Source organism: Paraburkholderia dinghuensis (assembly GCF_003837865.1).
Lineage (GTDB): Bacteria > Pseudomonadota > Gammaproteobacteria > Burkholderiales > Burkholderiaceae > Paraburkholderia > Paraburkholderia dinghuensis.
The window spans coordinates 49,080-69,270 of the sequence record NZ_RQIS01000022.1; the positions used below are offsets into that span (position 1 = coordinate 49,080).

General features: G+C 66.2%; 17 protein-coding genes. 10 read left to right on the forward strand and 7 right to left on the reverse strand.

The features are described from left to right. Positions 1 to 24: 24 nt before the first annotated feature. Positions 25 to 1,038: an inositol 2-dehydrogenase gene (gene iolG, locus D1Y85_RS23460; protein ID WP_124153470.1), complete on the reverse strand. Its 1,014-nt coding sequence runs from the start codon at positions 1,036 to 1,038 to the stop codon at positions 25 to 27. Then, positions 1,031 to 1,921 (reverse strand): MurR/RpiR family transcriptional regulator, encoded by an 891-nt coding sequence (locus D1Y85_RS23465; protein WP_124153471.1) that lies wholly within the window; start codon positions 1,919 to 1,921, stop codon positions 1,031 to 1,033. The genes iolG and D1Y85_RS23465 overlap by 8 nt, the downstream gene beginning before the upstream one ends. A 253-nt stretch (positions 1,922 to 2,174) precedes the next feature. Between D1Y85_RS23465 and D1Y85_RS23470 the strand changes: the two genes are divergently transcribed. The 7 genes from D1Y85_RS23470 (at position 2,175) to iolB (ending at position 11,396) form a co-directional block, all read left to right on the forward strand. After that, positions 2,175 to 3,227 carry a sugar ABC transporter substrate-binding protein gene (locus D1Y85_RS23470; protein WP_124153472.1) on the forward strand — a complete coding sequence of 351 codons (1,053 nt, stop codon included), beginning with the start codon at positions 2,175 to 2,177 and terminating at the stop codon, positions 3,225 to 3,227. Positions 3,228 to 3,557: 330 nt separating this feature from the next. Continuing rightward, positions 3,558 to 4,736, forward strand: coding sequence for an ABC transporter permease (locus D1Y85_RS23475; RefSeq protein WP_124153473.1), 1,179 nt, complete (start codon positions 3,558 to 3,560; stop codon positions 4,734 to 4,736). A 13-nt stretch (positions 4,737 to 4,749) separates the two neighbouring features. Beyond that, positions 4,750 to 5,559 (forward strand): ATP-binding cassette domain-containing protein, encoded by an 810-nt coding sequence (locus D1Y85_RS23480; RefSeq protein ID WP_124153474.1) that lies wholly within the window; start codon positions 4,750 to 4,752, stop codon positions 5,557 to 5,559. 40 nt (positions 5,560 to 5,599) lie between these two features. Then, positions 5,600 to 7,627, forward strand: coding sequence for a bifunctional 5-dehydro-2-deoxygluconokinase/5-dehydro-2-deoxyphosphogluconate aldolase (locus D1Y85_RS23485; protein ID WP_124153475.1), 2,028 nt, complete (start codon positions 5,600 to 5,602; stop codon positions 7,625 to 7,627). Further along, positions 7,624 to 9,636: a 3D-(3,5/4)-trihydroxycyclohexane-1,2-dione acylhydrolase (decyclizing) gene (gene iolD / locus D1Y85_RS23490; protein ID WP_124153476.1), complete on the forward strand. Its 2,013-nt coding sequence runs from the start codon at positions 7,624 to 7,626 to the stop codon at positions 9,634 to 9,636. Before D1Y85_RS23485 ends, iolD begins: the two co-directional genes overlap by 4 nt. Next, a complete protein-coding gene (gene iolE / locus D1Y85_RS23495) occupies positions 9,633 to 10,556 on the forward strand; it encodes a myo-inosose-2 dehydratase (RefSeq protein ID WP_124153477.1) in 924 nt (307 codons plus the stop codon). The genes iolD and iolE overlap by 4 nt, the downstream gene beginning before the upstream one ends. Positions 10,557 to 10,592: 36 nt before the next feature. Continuing rightward, on the forward strand, positions 10,593 to 11,396 hold the full coding sequence (iolB, locus tag D1Y85_RS23500; RefSeq protein WP_124153478.1) for a 5-deoxy-glucuronate isomerase: 804 nt from the start codon (positions 10,593 to 10,595) through the stop codon (positions 11,394 to 11,396). A 97-nt stretch (positions 11,397 to 11,493) separates the two neighbouring features. Here iolB and D1Y85_RS23505 read toward each other — a convergent pair whose 3' ends face one another. Then, positions 11,494 to 13,152: a methyl-accepting chemotaxis protein gene (locus D1Y85_RS23505; RefSeq protein ID WP_124153479.1), complete on the reverse strand. Its 1,659-nt coding sequence runs from the start codon at positions 13,150 to 13,152 to the stop codon at positions 11,494 to 11,496. Between the two features lie 409 nt (positions 13,153 to 13,561). Between D1Y85_RS23505 and D1Y85_RS23510 the strand changes: the two genes are divergently transcribed. The 3 genes from D1Y85_RS23510 (at position 13,562) to D1Y85_RS23520 (ending at position 16,467) form a co-directional block, all read left to right on the forward strand. Further along, complete coding sequence (locus D1Y85_RS23510) at positions 13,562 to 14,800, forward strand: MFS transporter (RefSeq protein WP_124153480.1); 1,239 nt, start codon at positions 13,562 to 13,564, stop codon at positions 14,798 to 14,800. Positions 14,801 to 15,099: 299 nt separating this feature from the next. Then, entirely contained in the window at positions 15,100 to 15,585 is a 486-nt protein-coding gene (locus tag D1Y85_RS23515; RefSeq protein ID WP_124153481.1) for an adenosine-specific kinase, read from the forward strand. Positions 15,586 to 15,591: 6 nt separating this feature from the next. Then, positions 15,592 to 16,467 (forward strand): ATP adenylyltransferase family protein, encoded by an 876-nt coding sequence (locus D1Y85_RS23520; protein WP_124153482.1) that lies wholly within the window; start codon positions 15,592 to 15,594, stop codon positions 16,465 to 16,467. Between the two features lie 26 nt (positions 16,468 to 16,493). Here D1Y85_RS23520 and D1Y85_RS23525 read toward each other — a convergent pair whose 3' ends face one another. Genes D1Y85_RS23525 through D1Y85_RS23540 form a run of 4 tightly spaced genes read right to left on the reverse strand, consistent with a single transcriptional unit; the run spans position 16,494 to position 20,152 of the window. Beyond that, a complete protein-coding gene (locus D1Y85_RS23525; protein ID WP_124153483.1) occupies positions 16,494 to 17,201 on the reverse strand; it encodes an ABC transporter ATP-binding protein in 708 nt (235 codons plus the stop codon). Beyond that, the gene (locus D1Y85_RS23530; protein ID WP_124153484.1) at positions 17,198 to 17,950 is read right to left on the reverse strand and encodes an ABC transporter ATP-binding protein; all 753 of its coding nucleotides are present in this window, start codon (positions 17,948 to 17,950) and stop codon (positions 17,198 to 17,200) included. The genes D1Y85_RS23525 and D1Y85_RS23530 overlap by 4 nt, the downstream gene beginning before the upstream one ends. After that, entirely contained in the window at positions 17,947 to 19,221 is a 1,275-nt protein-coding gene (locus tag D1Y85_RS23535) for a branched-chain amino acid ABC transporter permease (RefSeq protein WP_124153485.1), read from the reverse strand. Before D1Y85_RS23535 ends, D1Y85_RS23530 begins: the two co-directional genes overlap by 4 nt. After that, complete coding sequence (locus tag D1Y85_RS23540; RefSeq protein WP_124153486.1) at positions 19,214 to 20,152, reverse strand: branched-chain amino acid ABC transporter permease; 939 nt, start codon at positions 20,150 to 20,152, stop codon at positions 19,214 to 19,216. Before D1Y85_RS23540 ends, D1Y85_RS23535 begins: the two co-directional genes overlap by 8 nt. Positions 20,153 to 20,191 lie beyond the last annotated feature (39 nt).

The following is a 20,191-nucleotide window of genomic DNA, read 5'->3' on the forward strand; positions in this document are numbered from 1 at the left end:
TTGTTGTGGGCGCCAGATACGCGCTCACTCGCCGAGCTTCACTACGCGCTCTTCACGCCACGACAACGCCGCCGCTTCCGCGAGTTCGAGCGCCTTCAACCCGTCCGCAACCGTCGTGCGCACCGGTGCGCCCTTCGTCACCGCGTCGTGGAAATGCGCCATCTCGAGCGCATACGCCGCGCGATAGCGTTCAAGGAAGAACGCCTCCGGCACGTCCTGCGATACAGCGCTCTTAGACCACGCGACCACTTCAGTAGGCTTCACGTTGCCCGCCTGGAGCATGCCGTCGCTGCCGAGAATCTCGAAGCGCTGGTCGTAGCCGTAGGCCGCGCGACGCGCCGTGTTGATCTGGCAAAGACGCCCGCGCTTCGTGCGGATCGTCACCGCCGTCGAATCGATGTCGCCGGCTTCCGCGATCGCAGGGTCGGAGAGACAACTGCCCGTGGCGTGCACGGTATCGGCTTCGTCGTCGAGGATCCAGCGGAAGATGTCGAAGTCGTGGATCAGCATGTCCTTGAAGATGCCGCCCGAGCGCCGGATGTACTCGACGGGCGGCGCCCCCGGGTCGCGGCTCGTCACGACGAGCATCTCCGGCGTGCCGATCTCGCCCGCATCGAGACGCGCCTTGAGCGCCGCGAACGTGGGATCGTAGCGACGCTGGAAGCCGATCATGGCGACCACGCCCGCACGCTCCACGGCCTGCGCGCACTCGCGCGCGCGATCGAGCGTGAGATCGACGGGTTTTTCGCAGAAGATATGCTTGCCCGCCGCCGCCGATTTGAGAATCAGTTCGGAGTGCGTATCGGTGCTGGAGCAGATCATGGTCGCGCCGATCGACGCATCGCCTAACGCAACGTCGATGTCGGCCACCTGCGCGCCATGCTGTGCGGCGAGCGCAGCCGCGGCCGCCTGATTCACGTCGATCACGTATTTGAGGCGCACGCCGCTCGCGCGCGCGAGATTCGCCGCGTGTATGCGGCCGATGCGTCCCGCGCCGAATACCGCCACGTCCAGCGTCGTGCCTACGTTTTCAGACATCGTATCCTCCTGTGTCGGTCGATTCTTCGACGTTCAGTTCGAGCCGGTACGCGAGCGCAATAAAGAGCGCCTGGCACAGGCAGAAAGTGCTGGTGAGCGAGCGGAATGCAAACGCGCTCCCCTCCTTCACATAGAGCTGCGCATTCGCGTGGCGCGCGAGCGGCGAAAGCTGGCTGTCCGTGATGACGAGCGTCTTCGCGTGATGCTGCTGCGCGAGGCGCAGGCAATATTGCGTTTCCTTGCCATAGGGCGCAAAGCTGATCGCGATGACCACGTCGCCCTTTTTCACGCTGCGGATCTGCTCGTGGTACATGCCGCCGAGCCCCGAGACGAGATGCACGCGCTTTCGCGTGTGCTGGAGCGCGTAGACGATGTAGCTCGCCACGGGAAACGAGCGTCGCACACCGACCACATAAATGTTGTCGGCCTGCTCCAGCATCTTCACCGCTTCGTCGAACTGCGCATCGTCGAGTCCCGCTTCGAGCTCGTCGAGCCCGCTTCGGCACGCGGCGATGAACTCGCGCGCCACCGCACCGCCGAGTTCCGGGCTCGTCTTGCCTTCTTTCGCGTCGATCAGTTGGCGGATGCGTTGCTGGTAGCTCACAGCCGTTGCGCCCTGACCCGCATACGCCTGGCGAAACACGGCCTGCAGGTCGGAGAAGCCCGAAAAGCCGAACCGCTGCGCGAAGCGCACCACCGCCGAAGGATGCACGCCGCAGCTCGCGGCAATGTCGCTCGTGCGGTCCATCATCACGCTCGCGCGGTGCTGTTCGATGTAGCTCGCGACGCTTTTCAACTGCCGCGGCAACGCCTCGTAGTCGTGGGCGATGCGCTGCATCAATTCGTCGACGCCCGCTACGGCATCCGTTGTCTCTTCCATCATGGCCTTATTTCCTTGCTGATTGCCGCAGCGCCGCAAACCCTTGCTGGGCAAGGGATCCGGAACATGCCGACGCTGCCGATTATAGGAAGGTCCACGCAGGATTGGAACATATTTTCCATTTTTATTTACGGTGAAATATCCATTGCATTTCACGTGAGGGCGACCTACTCTTGACGATGAGCGGGACGGCATGGAAAAAGGCAAAACCGTCCGGTTCATCCCCAAAAACGACAGACCGAGAAAGGTGGAGACAATGACTGAACGCAAGGGCAAGGCAATGCTCCGGCGGTTCGCCGCGACGCTCGCGCTCGCTGCCGGACTGGGCTCGCTGGCCATGCCGGCGGCGCAGGCCGACGAGCCGCACTTCGTGCTGATCAGCCACGCGCCGGATTCGGATTCGTGGTGGAACACCATCAAGAACGCCATCAAACAAGCGGACGAAGACTTCGACGTCGAGACCGATTACCGCAATCCGCCGAACGGCGACATCGCCGACATGGCCCGCCTGATCGAACAGGCCGCCGCGCACAACTACGACGGCGTCGCCACGACGATCGCCGACTTCGATGTGCTCAAGAGCGCCATCGGCAAGGTCACCGAAAAGAAGATTCCGCTCGTCACACTTAACTCCGGCACCGAGGAGCAGAGCGCGAAGCTCGGCGCGATCATGCACGTCGGACAGCCCGAATTCGTCGCCGGACAAGCGGCCGGCGAGAAGGCCAAGGCGGCGGGCGTGAAATCGTTCGTGTGCGTGAACCACTACGCGACGAACGCGGCGTCGTTCGAACGCTGCCGCGGCTTCGCGGAGGCCATCGGCGTCGACTTCAAGACCTCGACGATCGACAGCGGGACCGACCCGACCGAGATCCAGTCGAAGGTCAGCGCCTATCTGCGCAACCACCCGAACACCGACGCGATCCTCACGCTCGGACCGCTGTCGGCCGCGCCGACTCTGAAGGCCGTGCAGCAGATGGGCCTCGCGGGCAAGATCCGTTTCTACACGTTCGACTTTTCCGAGGACATTGCAGCCGGAATCCGCGCAGGCACGATCCAGTTCGCGATCGACCAACAACCGTATCTGCAGGGCTATATCCCTGTGGCCGTGCTCGCGATCGTGAAGAAGGAACACACGACCGATCCGAAGAAGATCCGCCAGATCCTCGAGGCGAATCCGAAGTTCAAGCAGCGGCTCGACACGTATGGGCTGCAGCCGTCGTATGGGCCGCGTGATATTCGGTCGGGTCCGGGCTTCATCACGAAGGAGAACATCGACAAGGTCGTGAAGTACGCGGGTCAGTACCGCTGATTCGCGGGTTTTCGTCAACCAGCTTTGCATGGGGCCTGGGCAAGTGCTGAGGCGCTAGCTCAGTGCCGACTGCTCTGCATGGGGCCCGAGTAAGTGCTAAAGCACTAACTCGGTGCCGACTGCTCTGCATGGGGCCCGAGTAAGTGCTAAAGCACTAACTCGGGCCGACACGCGGCAACGGTTCGCTCCTTGCGATCACCGCTTCGCCTCTCGCCCACCGCGCCGCGCGTTATTCACTGGTGCCTTGCTGCCGTTTGCGTCACGTTGCTTTCGTGCGCGCGGCGTGCGTCGGGCATCGGTAGCTGGATGGGACCGGAGTAAGGAGACATCATGGGTGTAGCTGGCAAGCACTTTCCCTCGCACGCACACGACGGCAACGCGCAAGACGCAGGCGCCACACCGCAGGCCCCGGCGGGAACCGGAGCCGCCGACGAACGCGTGCGCCGCGAGTCGCGTTTCGGCCATCTGCTCGGCCGCCCGGAATTCGCGGCGATTTCCGGCACCGTGCTCGTCTTCGCCGTGTTCGCCATCGGCGCGGGCGGCTCCGGCATGTTCGATCTCGACGGCGTGATGAACTGGTCGCAGGTCGCGGCCTACCTCGGCATCCTCGCCGTGGGCGCGTGTCTTCTGATGATCGCCGGCGAGTTCGACCTCTCCATCGGCTCGATGATCGGCTTCGCCGGCATGATGGTCGCGCTCCCGACCATGTACTTCCACTTGCCCATCGCGCTCTCGATCCTCTTCGCGTTCGTGTGCTGCGTCGCGCTCGGCGCGCTCAACGGCTATCTCGTGATGCGCACGCGGCTGCCGTCGTTCATCGTCACGCTTGCGTTCCTCTTCATCCTGCGCGGCCTCACGCTTGCCCTGTCGGTCATGTTCGCCAACCGCACGATCGTCTCCGGCGTCGGCGACGTCGCGCGAGCTGACTGGCTCGCCAACCTGCTCTTTCACGGCACCGCATTCAGGAGCCTCTTCGTCGCGCTCGCGCACATGGGCATCGGCAGGATGCTCGACAACGGCCAGCCGCTCGTACCCGGCGTGCCCAAGGTGATCCTCTGGTGGTTCGGGCTCACCGCAATCGGCGCGTTCGTGCTCGCGAGAACGCGCTACGGCAACTGGATTCTCGCCGTGGGCGGCGATGCGAATGCCGCGAAGAACGTCGGCGTACCTGTGAAGCGCGTCAAGATCTCGCTCTTCATGTTGACTGCGTTCTGCTCCTGCCTTTTCGCCGTGCTGCAGGTCGCCGACATCGGCTCGGCCGCCGCCGACCGCGGCATCCAGAAGGAATTCGAGGCAATCATCGCCGCAGTGATCGGCGGCACGCTGCTCACGGGCGGCTACGGGTCGGTGATCGGTGCCGCGTTCGGCGCGCTGATCTTCGGCGTCGTGCAGATCGGCATCACCTACACGAACATCGATTCGGACTGGTTCCGCGTGTTCCTCGGCGTGATGCTGCTGATGGCCGTGCTGTTCAACCACTACGTGCGCCGCCGCGTCGCGCAGTCGTAACCGGGAGACTGTCATGTCAGAACCGATCATCGACAAAAGCGCCGACACGATCCTCGCACTCGAAAACGTCAGCAAGTATTTCGGCAAGGTCATCGCGTTGAGTGGCGTCACGATGCGCCTGAAGCGCGGCGAAGTGCACTGCCTGTTAGGCGACAACGGCGCGGGCAAGTCCACGCTCATCAAAACGCTCGCTGGCGTGCACGCACCCTCCTCGGGCCAGTATTTCGTGGACGGCCAGCCCGTACAGTTCGAATCGCCGAAGGACGCGCTCGACCTCGGCATCGCAACCGTCTATCAGGATCTCGCGCTCGTGCCGCTCCTTTCCGTCGCGCGCAACTTCTTCATGGGCCGCGAGCCGCAGAAAAAACTGTTCGGGTTCCTGAACGTCATGGATCTCGATTCATGCGCGACAATCGCGAAGGACCGTCTCTCCGAAATGGGCATCAACGTCCGCGATCCGCATCAGGCCATCGGCACGATGTCGGGCGGCGAGCGCCAGTGTCTCGCGATTGCGCGCGCGATCCACTTCGGCGCGCGCGTGCTGATCCTCGACGAACCGACCGCCGCGCTCGGCGTCAAGCAGAGCTTCAACGTGCTCAAGCTGATCCACAACGCGCGCGCGAAGGGCATCTCGGTGATATTCATCACGCACAACGTCCACCACGCCTACCCCATCGGCGATTCGTTCACGCTGCTCAATCGCGGACGCTCGCTCGGCACCTTTACCAAAGAGACCATCAGCAAGAATGAGGTGCTCGACATGATGGCGGGCGGCGCGGAAATGCAGAAGCTGATCGCGGAACTCGACGGCGCAACTATCTGATCGCGTTCAGACACACGCATCGTTTTCACGAGGAATGCATATGGCAATGACCCGTTCCCCCTCGGCCACGGCCTCCCGCTTCGCTGCGAACAAGCGTCGCGACATCGCCTGCCTCGGGCGACTCGGTGTTGATCTCTACGCGCAACAGGTGGGCGCACGACTCGAAGACGTCACGACATTCGCGAAGTATCTGGGCGGCTCGTCGGCGAATATCGCGTTTGGCTGCGCGCGACTCGGTCTCGACGCGGCGATGCTCACGCGCGTCGGCGACGACCACATGGGCCGTTTTCTCATCGAAACGCTCGCGAAAGAAGGCTGCGACACGAGCCACGTGCGCGTGGACCCCGCGCGACTCACCGCGCTCGTGCTGCTCGGCCTGAAGGACCGCGATACGTTCCCGCTCATCTTCTATCGCGAGAACTGCGCCGACATGGCCGTGGATTCACACGACTTCGACGAGGCGTTCATCGCTTCATCGAAAGCCCTCTTGATCACGGGTACACACTTCTCCACCGAACAGGTCAACCGCACGAGCCTCGCCGCGCTCGACTATGCGCGCCGCAACGATGTGCGAACGGTGCTGGATATCGACTATCGCCCGGTGCTCTGGGGCCTCACAGGCAAGGCCGATGGCGAAACACGGTTCGTCGCAAGCGAGGGTGTCTCAGCGCATCTGCAGCGCATCCTGCCGCTCTTCGATCTCGTGATCGGCACCGAGGAGGAATTCCGTATCGCAGGCGGTAACGAATCGCTGATCGGTTCGCTTGCGCGCGTGCGCGAAGTCACGCAAGCGACACTTGTCGTCAAGCGCGGGCCGCTCGGCTGCCAGATCATCGAGGGCACGGTGCCCACATCGCTCGACGCGCTATCGATGCAACGCGGGGTCGAAGTGGAAGTGCTCAACGTGCTCGGCGCAGGCGATGCGTTCGCCTCGGGGTTCCTCTCGGGCTGGCTGCGCGACGCGCCGCTCGAAGACTGCGCGCGTGCCGCCAACGCGTGCGGCGCGCTCGTCGTATCGCGCCATGGCTGCGCACCCGCAATGCCGACGCCCGCCGAACTCGACTACTTCCTGCGCGAAGCCGCCGCCGATCCCGAGCGCATGCGCCGCCCGGACCGCGACGCGACACTCGCACGCCTGCATCGCGTCACGCCCGCACGCACACCGCGCGACGAAGTGCTGGGTTTCGCGTTCGACCACCGCAACCCGTTCTTCGAACTCGCCCAGCAAACAAGCGCCGAAGAGTCGCGCATCGTCCAGCTCAAGAATCTCTTCGTCGAGGCCGTCGCGCAGACCGAACGCGAACGCGGCCTGCAGGGACGCATCGGTGTCCTTATCGACGACCGCTATGGACAGGACGCACTGAACGCCGCGACCGGGCGCGGATGGTGGATCGGCCGCCCCGTCGAGCTGCCGGGCTCGGTTCCACTCGTGTTCGATCATGGACGCTCCATCGGCACGACGCTCGCAAACTGGCCTCGCGAGCACATCGTGAAGTGCCTCGTGCAGTTCCATCCCGACGAACCAGTCGAGCAGCGCATCGAGCAGGAATCGCAATTGCGCGCGCTTTACGACGCGGTGCAGGCAAGCGGCCACGAACTGCTGCTCGAAGTGATCCCGCCGAAACTGGGCGGCGTGCCTAACGCGGCCGATACCGTCTACCGCGCACTCAAGCGCCTTTACAACATCGGCATCTATCCTGAGTGGTGGAAGCTCGAACCGATGGACGCCGCGCAATGGCGCGCCATCGACGCACTGATCGCCGAGCGAGACCCTTACTGTCGCGGCGTCGTGCTGCTGGGCCTTTCGGCGAGCGTCGAGCAACTGCTGGAGGGCTTTCACAGCGCGGCGCAATCGTCCACCTGCCGTGGCTTCACCGTGGGCCGCACGATCCACCACGATCCGAGCCTCGCGTGGCTCGCAGGCGAGATCGACGACAACGAATTGATCGCGCGCGTGCGCCGCACATTCGAAACGCTGATCGCCGCCTGGCGCGCTGCGCGCGCCAATGCCCATCCAGGTGAAGCGGGCGATGCCGCGATGCACGCGCACGAGGAGAAAGCAGCATGAACCAGCGCATTGCCCCCGCTGCGAACGAAAACCACCCAGCCGCGGCACACGGGCCCACCGTGCGCCTCACGGCCGCACAGGCCCTGGTGCGCTACCTCGCGGCGCAACGCGTCACCTGCGAGGACGGTTCGGGCCGCACCGAACCGCTCTTCGGCGGTGTTTTCGCGATCTTCGGCCACGGCAACGTCGCCGGGCTCGGCGAGGCGCTCTACCACTGGCGTCACGAATTGCCCACGCTGCGTGCACACAATGAACAGGCGATGGCTCACAGCGCGATCGCTTTTGCGAAGGCGCATTTGCGCCGCCGCATGATGGCCGTGACGACGTCGATCGGTCCCGGCGCGACGAACCTCGTCACGGCCGCGGCGCTCGCACACGTGAACCGCCTGCCGCTCTTGCTCCTGCCGGGCGACATCTTCGTTTCGCGCGAACCCGATCCGGTGCTGCAGCAGGTCGAGGACATGCACGACGGCGGCGTCTCGGCCAACGACGCGCTCAAACCGGTGTCGCGCTACTTCGACCGCATCGTCCATCCCGCGCAGCTCCTCACGGCGCTGCCGCGCGCGCTGCGCGTCCTGACCGACGCCGCACAGTGCGGCCCCGTCACGCTCGCGCTGCCGCAGGACGTGCAGGCCACGGCGTGGGACTACCCCGCCAGCTTCTTCACGCCGCGCCTCGTGAACTTTCACGCGGCCGCGCCCGTGCAGGTCGAAATCGACGCCGCGCTCGTGCCGATCTTCCGCGCGAAACGACCGCTCATCATCGCAGGCGGCGGCGTGCTGTATTCCCGCGCGTCGGAAGCGCTCCAGGCACTGGCCGCCGCACGCGGCATTCCGGTCGCCGAAACGCAGGCCGGCAAGGGCTCGCTCGCATGGGACGATCCGCTTAACGTAGGTGCGATCGGCGTGACAGGCTCCCCCGCCGCCAACGCGCTCGCCGCCGACGCCGACTGCATTCTCGCGATCGGCACGCGGCTGCAGGACTTCACGACAGGTTCGAATTCGCTGTTCCGGCACGCGCACGTGATCGGCGTGAACACCAACGGCTTCGACGCGATCAAGCACGATGGCCTGGCCGTCGAGGCCGACGCCCGTCTCACGCTCGCCGCGCTCGGCGGCGAGCTTGGCAACTGGCGCGCGGACGCGAACTGGACCGCACGCGCGCTGCAACTCGCGAGCGCCTGGCGCGAGAGCGTCGAGCATTTGACGCACGCACCACAGGACCGCAACTGCCTGCCCTACGACGCCGATGTGATCGGCGCGGTGCAACGTTCGTCGAGCCGCTCGCCGACCGACGACATCGTCGTTTGCGCCGCGGGCACGCTGCCTGCGGAGTTGCACAAGCTCTGGCGTGCGGGACGACCGGGCGCCTATCACGTCGAATACGGCTACTCGTGCATGGGCTACGAAATCGCGGGCGGGCTGGGTGCGAAACTTGCGCGGCCCGATCGCGAAGTCATCGTGATGGTGGGTGACGGCAGCTATCTGATGATGAACAGCGAAATCGCGACTTCCGTGATGCTTGGCGCGAAGCTCATCATCGTCGTGCTCGACAACCGCGGCTACGGGTGCATCAACCGCCTTCAGCAGGCGTGCGGCGGCGCGCCGTTCAACAACCTCTTCGACGACTGCGCACAAGGCCCGCTCGGCGCGCCACGCATCGACTTCGCGTCGCACGCGCGGTCCCTCGGCGCGCAGGCCGAGCACGTCGGCAACATCGCTGAACTCGAAATCGCGATGCAGCGCGCGCGCGCCTCGATGCGCACCTACCTCATCAGCATCGACACCGATCCGGCGCGCACGACCGAGGACGGCGGCTGGTGGTGGGAAGTCGCGGTGCCCGAGGTCTCGTCGCGCGCTACGGTGCGTGTGGCGCGCGAGCGCTACGACGAGGCGCTCGCCGCGCGCGGGGGCCGCGAGCCTGGGCGTGGCGCTCACGAAGCCGCGCATGCAGAGGACAACGCCGCCGACGAGACGCAAGACGATCCTGGCAATGAGGAGCCGACATGAGCGCATTTGAAGTACGCATCGGCATCAATCCGCTTTCGTGGATGAACGACGACCTGCCGTCGCTCGGCGGCGAAACACCGCTGGCCCTTGCCCTCACCGAAGGCCGCGAGATCGGTTACGAGGGGTTCGAACTCGGCAACAAGTTTCCGCGCGAGCCCGAGGCGCTCAAGGCGCTGCTCGCGCAATACGGGCTCGCGCTCGTGTCGGGCTGGTACTCGGGGATGCTCGCGCGGCGAAGCGTCGAAGAGGAAATCGCCGCTGTGGACAAGCATCTCGACCTGCTCGCGCGGAACGGCGCAACGGTGATGGTCTACGGCGAAGTCGCCGATTCGATCCAGGGCGCGCCGCGTCCGCTTTATCAGCGGCCACGCTTTTTCACCGACGCGCAGTGGGACGCCTACGCCGCACGCGTCGACGCATTCGCGCGGTATACGCTCTCGCGCGGCGTGCGCCTCGCGTATCACCATCACATGGGTGCCTACGTCGAAACGAGTGCCGACGTGGACATGCTCATGGCACGCACGAGCGACGCCGTGGGTCTTCTGTTCGACACGGGCCACATCACGTTCGCGGGCGGCGATCCCGTGGCGGTTCTCGACAGGCACATCGCACGCGTGTGTCACGTGCATTGCAAGGACGTGCGCCCTGCAGTCGTCAAGCTCGCGCGCAACCGCAACTGGAGCTTTCTCGACGCGGTGCTCGCGGGCGCGTTTACGGTGCCCGGCGACGGGGCGGTGAATTTCCCGGCCATCGTCGGTCGCCTGAAACGCCACGGCTATCGCGGCTGGTTCGTCGTCGAAGCCGAACAGGATCCGGTCGTCGCGCCGTCGTATGCCTATGCGCAGAAGGGCTTTCGCACGCTGCGCGCGCTCGTTGACGCGCCGATCGACGCTACGAAGCTTTGCATGGAGCCTGAGTAAGTGCTAAAGCACTAACTCAGGCCGACAGGAGGCAGCATGACTCTACTCGTGAAAGCCGCGCGCGAAGGCCAGACGATCGCGCGCGTCACACCCTTGACGGCCGGCTGGCACTATGTCGGCTTTGCCGCATACCGGCTGTCCGAAGCCGACGTTGTCTACGTGTACGACAAGGAGCGCGAGAGCTGCATCGTCGTGCTCACGGGCGCTGTGGATGTCGAAGCGGACGGCGAGCGCTGGTCGAGTCTCGGCTCGCGCGACAGCGTGTTCGAAGACGCCGCGCCGTTCGCGGTGTACGTGCCGCCCGGCGTCAAGGCCACGGTGCGGGCCGCTCGCGACGCCGAAGTGGGCGTCGCGAGCGCACCCGCGAAGGGCACGCTCCCGGTGCGCCTGATCGAGCCCGCGCAGATGAAGCGTTCGACGCGCGGCAAGAACCAGAATACGCGCTACGTCTGCGATATCCTGCCCGAGACGGCGCCTGCGGAATCGCTGCTCGTCGTGGAAGTGCGCACGCCCTCGGGACATTCGTCGAGCTATCCGCCGCACAAGCACGACGCCGACCGCCTTCCACACGAAAGTGTGCTCGAAGAAACGTACTATCACCGCCTGAGTCCGCCGCAAGGCTTCGCGTTCCAGCGCGTCTACACCGATGCGCGCGACCTCGACGAAACGATGGCCGTCGAGGATCACGACATCGTGATGGTGCCGCGCGGCTACCATCCCGTCGTCGTGCCGTACGGCTACGACTCGTACTACCTGAACGTGATGGCCGGGCCGCGCCGCGAGTGGCACTTCTACAACGACCCCGCGCATGAGTGGATCATCGAGCGCGATGCGAAGTAACCGCCCGAAGTGACCATTAATACGCTCAAAGCAGAAGCGCCGCCCGAGGGCGGCGCTTTCTTCGTCACGATTCGTCACAAACGGGCGCGCGCGACGCTCACGCGAGCCTGAACGTCCCGACAAGCCGCTTGAGCGTCTTCGCCTGATCGTCGAGCGACTGCGCCGCCGCGGTCGCCTCTTCGACGAGCGCCGCGTTCTGCTGCGTGCCGGCATCCATCTGCGTCACGGCGCGGGAGATCTCCTCGATGCCCGCGCGCTGCTCGTGCGACGCCGCCGAAATCTCGCCGATGATGTCGTTCACGCGCTGCACCGCCTTCACGACTTCGCCCATCGTGTGGCCCGCGTCCTGCGCGAGCGTCGAGCCGTTGGCCACGCGCGTCACCGAGTCGGTGATCAACGCCTTGATCTCCTTGGCCGCCGCCGCGCTGCGCTGGGCGAGGTTGCGCACCTCCGCGGCCACGACCGAGAAGCCGCGCCCGTCCTCACCCGCGCGCGCCGCCTCGACGGCCGCATTGAGCGCGAGAATGTTGGTCTGGAACGCAATGCCCTCGATCACGCCGATGATGTCCGCGATGCTCTTGGCGCTGTCGTTGATCTCGTTCATCGTCGCGACCACGCGGCCCACCACGTTGCCGCCCTGCTCCGCGATCTCGGAAGCGTTGCCCGCGAGCGTGCTCGCCTGCGCCGCGTTTTCGGCGTTCAGACGCACGGTCGAGGTGAGCTGCTCCATGCTGCTTGCCGTGCGCTCGAGCGCGACCGCCTGCTGCTCGGTGCGATGCGAAAGGTCGAGATTGCCGGTCGAAATCTGGCCCGACGCCGCCGCGATGGCCTCGGCACTCGCGGCAATTTCGGAGACGGTCGTGGCAAGGCCGCTCTGCATGTCGCGCAGCGCGCCGAGCATGCTGGCCGCGTCGCGCGCATCGACCTTGACGGGCTGCGCGAGGTCGCCGACTGCAATGCGGCTCGCGATCTCCCTCGCCTGCGCGGGCTCGCCGCCCAACTGCCGCGAAATACGTCGCACGCCCCACTCGCCCATGACGAACGCGAGCACGAAAAGCGCGACCGCCGCGCCCGCGATCATCACGAACGACGACTTGAAGATGAACGCAGATTTGTCGATGGTGGCTCTCGCGGCGGTGCCGCGCTGCTCGACGAGCTGGTCGACGAGCTTCTCCAGCTTCTCCGTTTCGACGAGCAGCGACACGTCCTGCGTGCCGACCTGCCAGTTCATCTGCGAGAGATCGAGCGGCTGTGCCTTCACGAGCGTTACGAAATCGCGCAGATGGCCGCTCCACGTCGACGCCGCAGCCGCGAACTTCTTCTGCAGGTCGAGTGCATCGCCGCCGGACTGCGCCGAGTATTGCTCCAGTGTGGCCATCTCGCGCGTGAGCCCGGCGAGGTCGCTCTCGACGCCGGCGCCGAGTTCGTCACGCTCCTTCGCGGTCGTGGCGGTGAGCAGCATCTTCTGCGCGCGGCTCGCACGCAGTACGTGGCCGCGAGCTTCCTCGGCGGCCCGGCTCGCCACATAACCCTGTTCGTAGATCGATTGCGTCGAGTCGTTGAGCCGGCTGATCTGCGCGAGCGAGAACACGCCCATGGCGAGTGTGCCGATCAGCAACGCGATGAACGCGATGCGCAACGTCGCCTTCACCGTGAGCGGTCTGCCGGCGCGAATGTTCGTGGCGGACTGGCTGGTGATCCCGGCGCCCAGCGGTACGACCCCTGCGTGCTGGCTGGCTTGCGATACGGCTTTCATGTATTGACAGTTTCCTTCTTGTTGTAGAGGGCCCGGACGAATCGATCCGATCCGCTTCAGCCCGGCCTGCGGTGCGCCGGCGCGCTGTGAATGCTTTCTCGCGCGCCGCTCCTCCGCAATCCGGCCCCGTGGCGCCGCGCCTCGTGGGCGGGGGCTCTGGCGGGTTATACCCGGCCAAAATGACGGAACCAATAAGCCTTCCGGAGGTGTTGCGCGCACGCCGCAGCCCGCGCACGGCCATCGGTGCCCGATTCACACCCAACGCATGTCCGATTCTCGACAAAAAATGTCCGAACCGTTCGGTCGAGACACATTAAACTCCGCTCATAACTCTTATACATGTCCATGTGTGCCGTCGCCTGCGCCCTTCCAGCGTGGTGCCCGCACGCACTCTCCTGCGATCAACAACATGCAAACGAGCATCAAGAACGGCGCCGTCGCGGGCGCCACGGCCGGAACGTCCCCCGTTCCACCACGCACGGTCTATCCGGTCCTCGGCGCGATCAGCTTCTCCCACATGCTCAACGACATGATCCAGTCGTTGATCCTCGCGATCTACCCGATGCTCAAGGACAACTTCGCACTGTCCTTCACGCAGATCGGTCTCATCACGCTGACTTACCAGATCACGGCGTCGCTGCTGCAACCGCTGATCGGCATGTACACGGACAAGCGTCCGATGCCGTATTCGCTGCCCGTCGGCATGGGCTTCACGCTGTGCGGCCTGCTGCTGATGTCAGTGGCACCGAGCTTCGCCGTGCTGCTCTGCGCCGCTGCGCTCGTCGGCTGCGGCTCCTCGGTGTTCCATCCGGAGTCGTCGCGCGTGGCGCGCATGGCGTCGGGCGGTCGTCACGGGCTCGCGCAATCGCTCTTCCAGGTGGGCGGCAACGCAGGCACGTCGCTCGGGCCGCTGCTCGCCGCCGCGGTCATCATCCCGCACGGCCAGCGCAGCATCGCGTGGTTCTCGGCCGCCGCGCTCGTCGGGATCGTCGTGCTCTCGCAGATCGGCCGCTGGTACAAGGCGCATCCGAACATGAAGAAAAAGCGCGCCGAAGTTCCGCACGTCGCCCTCTCGCGCGCCCGCGTCCAGACCGCGATCGTCATTCTCGTGCTGCTCGTGTTCTCGAAGTACTTCTATCTCGCGAGCATCAACAGCTACTTCACGTTTTACCTGATGGACCGCTTCCACCTGCCCGTGCAGGCCGCGCAGATCCACCTGTTCATCTTTCTCGCGGCTGTCGCGGCCGGCACGATCATCGGCGGCCCTGTGGGCGACCGCATCGGCCGCAAGTATGTGATCTGGGGTTCGATTCTCGGCGTGGCGCCGTTCACGTTGCTCCTGCCTTACGCCAACCTGTTCTGGACGAGCGTGCTTACGGTGATCATCGGCGTCGTGCTGGCGTCGGCCTTCTCGGCGATTCTCGTCTACGCCCAGGAACTCATTCCGGGCAAGGTCGGCATGATCGCGGGCCTCTTCTTCGGCTTTGCGTTCGGGCTCGGCGGCATCGGCGCGGCCGTGCTCGGCCAGATCGCGGATGCCACGAGCATCGGCTTCGTCTACAAGGTCTGCTCGTTCCTGCCGCTCATTGGCGTGCTGACCGTGTTCCTGCCTGACATCGAGGGCAAACTCGCGAAGAAACGCGCCTGATCTATCGCGCTTCCAGCGCAAACGACGGCCGACGCCCCTGGGCGCCGGCCGTTTTGTTTTGCGGGGTATGCGGTGTGCGGTGTACGGCTCGACTATCGTGCTGAAACCGTCGCCTGGATCGATACGCTGCGAGCGTCGCGCGAAGCTTGAGCGAGAGCCGGTTCGCGCGAATAATAGGCCAGACTGCGCGTCGCCCCCCAGCCCGGTGAGGCGGCGCGGGAAACGAAGGCGCGCGTGCCACGCGCCCGGAGCAGAACCGCAGCCACCGCCGGGCCACCATCTGCGCAAAGAGGTCCTCCATGCAACTGTCCACGGTAGAGATCGTCAAGCCCGAGGCCGCCAACTTCATCCTCGGCCAGTCGCACTTCATCAAAACGGTCGAGGATCTGCACGAAGCCATTTACGGCACCGTGCCGGGCATCAAGTTCGGGCTCGCGTTCTGCGAGGCGTCGGGCAAGCGGCTCGTGCGCCGCTCCGGCACCGACGACACGCTCGTCGAACTCGCGACGGACAACGCGCTACGCATCGGTGCGGGGCATAGCTTCATCGTGTTTCTCGGCGACGGTTTTTTCCCCGTGAACGTGCTGAACGCGATCAAGGCCGTGCCCGAGGTGTGCCGCGTGTTCTGCGCGACGGCGAATCCGACCCAGGTGCTCGTCGCGGAAACGGATCAGGGCCGCGGGATCGTCGGCGTGGTGGACGGCTTTCCGCCGCTCGGCATCGAGGCCGAAGAGGACGTCAAGTGGCGTCGCGACCTGCTGCGTGCGATCGGCTACAAGGCCTGAACGGCGATGCCGATCGTTGCCCCGGAACCCGCCCGGCTTCGCGCGGCCATCGCCGAGCACAGCAAGCATGCGCTGCAATGCGGCGCACTGCTCCCGATCGACACGACGCGAACGCTGATCGACGACAGCGGCGTGCGCTTCGTGGTGCGCGAAGTATCGAGTCTCGCGCGCAAGGACGCGGGCGCGCACACATCGCGTGCCGCCGATCCGTTCCTGCCGTATGACTCCGATCTTTTCGTCGCCGATCTCTCCGGCACGCACGTTGCGCTCCTGAACAAGTACAACGTGATCGACCGTCATCTGCTGATCGTGACGCGTCGCTTCGAGCCGCAGGAAGCACTGATCGATCGCGCGGATTTCGAGGCGCTGTGCGTCGCGCTGCGCGCATTCGACGGGCTCGGCTTCTACAACGGCGGACCCGAGGCAGGCGCGAGTCAGGCACACAAACATCTGCAGGTGGTGCCTTTACCACTCGACGAAAGCACGCCGCACGTCCCGATCGAAGGACTGTTCGATGCGGTGAGTTTCGTTCACGGCATCGGGACCGTGCCGGGGCTGCCTTTCCGGCATGCTTTCGCCTGGCTCGATATGCTGGCCGAAGGCGCGGCGCAGAGCGCGACCGAGTGCTATCGCGCACTCATTGACGCTGCAGGAATCGGTACGCGCGACGAGCAAGGCATCGCGAGTCAAGCCACGCCGTACAACCTGCTCGTCACGCGGCGCTGGATGCTCGCGCTCCCGCGCGCGATGGAGCGCGTAGAAGGAATTTCGGTCAACGCGCTCGGATTTGCCGGATCGTTCTTCGTACGCGACGCGGCGCAACGGCAAGCCCTCGTGCAACTTGGACCGATGGCGGCTCTGGCGCGCGTCGCGCTGCCATAAAAGCGCTTCCTGCCACCGCCGCAGCCTCAGCCGATGCCGAGCCACTCGCGCACAACATCATCGCGCGCGGCGAGTTCGTGCGGCGTACCGTCGAACACGATACGCCCATGCCCCATCACGGCGACACGATCGGCCAGCTCGGGCGCGAGCGCGAGCCGCTGCTCGATCAGCAGCACGGCGACGCCACGCTCGCGCAGCATGCGCAGGCAGTCGCCGACGCGCGCCGTCATCTGCGCGGCGAGACCTTCGGTCGGTTCGTCGACGATCAGGAGTTCGGGATTTCCGACCAGGGCGCGAGCGAGCGCGAGCATTTGCTGCTCGCCACCCGAGAGCACACCGGCGCGCGCGGCACGCCGCTCGCGCAGGATGGGAAAGAGCGACCACGCGTCGTCCATGCCGAACCGCGCGCTGCGTGCGTGCGGTGCGACGCCTAACTGCAGGTTCTCCTCCACGCTCAACGTCGGGAACACATCGCGCTGCTCCGCGACATAACCGAGCCCGAGCCGCGCAATCTCGAACGTTCGCAGACCGTCGAGCGGACGCCCCGCGAACGCGCGCGCACCTTCGGCTCTCACCATCGACATCAGCGCCTTTGCAAGCGTCGAGCGCCCCGAGCCGTTGCGCCCCGCGAGCGCGACGATCTCGCCCGCGCCGACACGCAAATCCACGCCGTGCAGCACCTGACTTGCGCCGTACCACGCCCGCAGGCCCGCGACTTCGAGCAGCGCGCTCATTGACCGACTCCGCTGCCGAGATAGGCTTCGCGCACGGCGGCGTCGGCGCGAATCGCTTCGGGCGTGCCGGTCGCGATCACGCGGCCCTGCACCAGTACCGAAACGCGGTCGGCAAGACTGAACACCGCGTCCATGTCGTGTTCGATGATGAGGAGCGTCTTGCCCGCGCTCACCGAACGGATCAGTTCGATTGCCCGCGCGCTTTCTGCTCGATTCATGCCGGCGGTCGGTTCGTCGAGCAGCAGTGTGTGCGCGCCGCCAGCCAGCGCGAGACCCAGGTCGAGTGCACGTTGCTCTGCATAACTGAGCATGCCTGCCGCGTGCTCTGCGAACGCCGAAAGACCAATCGCTTCGAGCACTTGCGTAGCACGCGCGTCGACGTGCCGCGAGCCGATCCAACGATCGACGCAACCGCCCCAACCGCGACGCGAAGCCAGCACCGCACAGCGCATGTTATCGAGCACGGAAAGTCGCGCGAACACGCTCGTCGTCTGGAAGCTGCGGGCGAGCCCGCGCCGTGCCAGCGCGGCGCACGAGAGGCGCGTCGTGTCTTCGCCCATCAATTCGATGCGGCCCGCACTCGCGCGCTGCGCTCCCGCGATCAGGCTGAACAGCGTCGACTTGCCCGCGCCGTTCGGACCTATCAGCGCATGGCGCTCACCGGCGCGCACGGCGAGATCGACGTCACGCAGAACCGGCGTAGCACCAAAACGCTTTTCGATGCCGCGAAGCTGGAGCGCGATGCTCATCGTTTGTCCTCCCACGCATCGAACACGCCTGCAAGCCGACGCGCGTGATACGCGAAGCAAACGGCCAGCACCGCCAGCGCGACGATCGACGCCGCAAGCCACCACGCCTCGTGTGACGTCAGCGTCGCGAGCCACGCGGAGGGATCGGTATCGCGCAAACGCACGGCGTAAGCCCATTGCGTCGCGAGCACGAACGCCAGCGCGCCGCACGCGGCAGCGAACGCGCCCGGCGCCCACACACGCACACCGCGCCGCCAGCCATGCCGCGCAATCCACGCACGCTGACGCGTGGCGAAGCCGGCGAGACCATCCGGCGCGTCGAGCACGACCACGATGAAAAAGAGCCCCACGTAAAGCATCCAGGCGCGCGTGACGCTCGCCACGCCGACACTGAACGCGACCCATACGAGCGCGCCGAGCGCCGGCCCGAAAAACGACGCCGCACCGCCCGTGACGGTCGCGATCAGCACGGCGGCCGAGCGCATCATGCCGACGCTCTCGGCGGCGGCCAGCTCGATGTTGATGAGCGCGAGCGTGCCCGCCACGCCCGCGAAGCCCGCGCCCCACACGATCATCGCGGCCCGGACCCGCGCAGGCGCGACGCCCAGCGCCGCTGCGCGCACCGGATTGTCGCGCACGGCGTTGGCCAGGCGCGCGAAAGGCGCGCGCGAAAGCGCGAACATCGCCGCGCTCGCCACGATGCACCAGGCGGCGATCACACAGTACGCCTGACGATCGGAGCCGAAGGTCCAGCCCGCCCACGCGGGCCCGCTCGCGCGGTCGATGCCGACGCCCGCCTCGCCGCCAAACCAGCCGGGCAAGGCCCATGCGGCCGCGGCGACGAGTTCGCCGAGACCGAGCGTAATCATCGCGAACGCGGTGCCCGCGCGGCGCGCGGCGACGAGCGCGGTCAACACGCCGAAAGCCGCACCGCCAAGTCCCCCCACTAGCGGCAACAACGGCAGCGCGATCGCGTACCGGTTGAACAGATGCGCGGCAACCAGAGCGCCGAGCCCCGCGGGTGCGGCGTGGCCGAACGAGAGCAGCCCGGTCTCGCCGAGCAACAGGTTGTACGAGAGCGCGAAGACGATCATCGTCGCGGCCTGCGCGAGCGACGCGAGCAGCCAGCCTTGCGGCACCCCCTGAGGCGACGCGAGCGCCGACACCAGCGGCGGCACGACGAGCAACGCAACGAGCGCGAGCCATGGCGCGCACGCACGCCAGCGCGGGGCCGGGCGACGGGATATCACAGTGACGACCGGTTCACGCATCGTCGCCGCGTTGTCCGAAGAGGCCGCGCGGACGCACTGCGAGCATCGCCACGAGCAGCAGATATGGCAGGAGCGGCGCGGCCTGCGCGAGCGTGAGCGCGCTCCACCCCGGCGCGATTGCGACGCCCCAGCGCGCGGCCATAGCGCCGAGCGACACATCGCTCGCTGCGGCAAAGGTCTGCAGACAGCCCACCGCGAGCGACGCGACGAACGCGCCGGCGAGCGAGCCGAGTCCACCGGTCACGACGACCACGAACACGATCGAGCCCACGGATTCGGCCATCGCCGGCTCGACGACGAACATCGGCGCCGCGACCGCGCCCGCGAGCGCCGCGAGCGCGGTGCCGAGCGCGAACACGAGTGTTTGCACGCGCGGCACGTCATGGCCGAGTGCCTCGACGGCCTGCGGGTGTGTGAGCGCCGCGCGCACGATGAGGCCCGTCTTCGAGACGCGCAGCGCGATCCAGAGCGCACCGAGCATGGCGAGCGCGACGGCCATCGTGAACGCGCGATAGCGCGAGAACACGGCGTCGCCGAGCATGAAGAGCGGACCGTCGAGCACAGCGGGCATCGGCGCGGAAAGCGGCTGCAGCCCCCATGCGAGCTTCATGAGTTCCCCCATCACGTACGCGGCACCGAACGTGAGCAGGAGCGCATTGAGCGGTCCGCCCGGCCTCACGCGCCGCAAGAGCGTACGTTCGAACCACGCGCCCGCAAACCCGGCGATGACCGGCGCGAGCACGAGCGCCCAGCCGAAGCCGAGCGTCGCGGCGAGCGTGACGCCGAGATACGCGCCGAGCATGTAGAAGCTCGCATGCGCAAAGTTGAGCACGCCGAGCATGCTGAAGATCAGCGTGAGCCCGGCGGACAGCATGAAGAGCAGCAGGCCGTAGCTGATGCCGTTCAGTGCGTCGATGGCTAAGGCCTGCACGGGAAGCCCCCTTTCACGCGCGGCGCGGGTGGGCGCGAG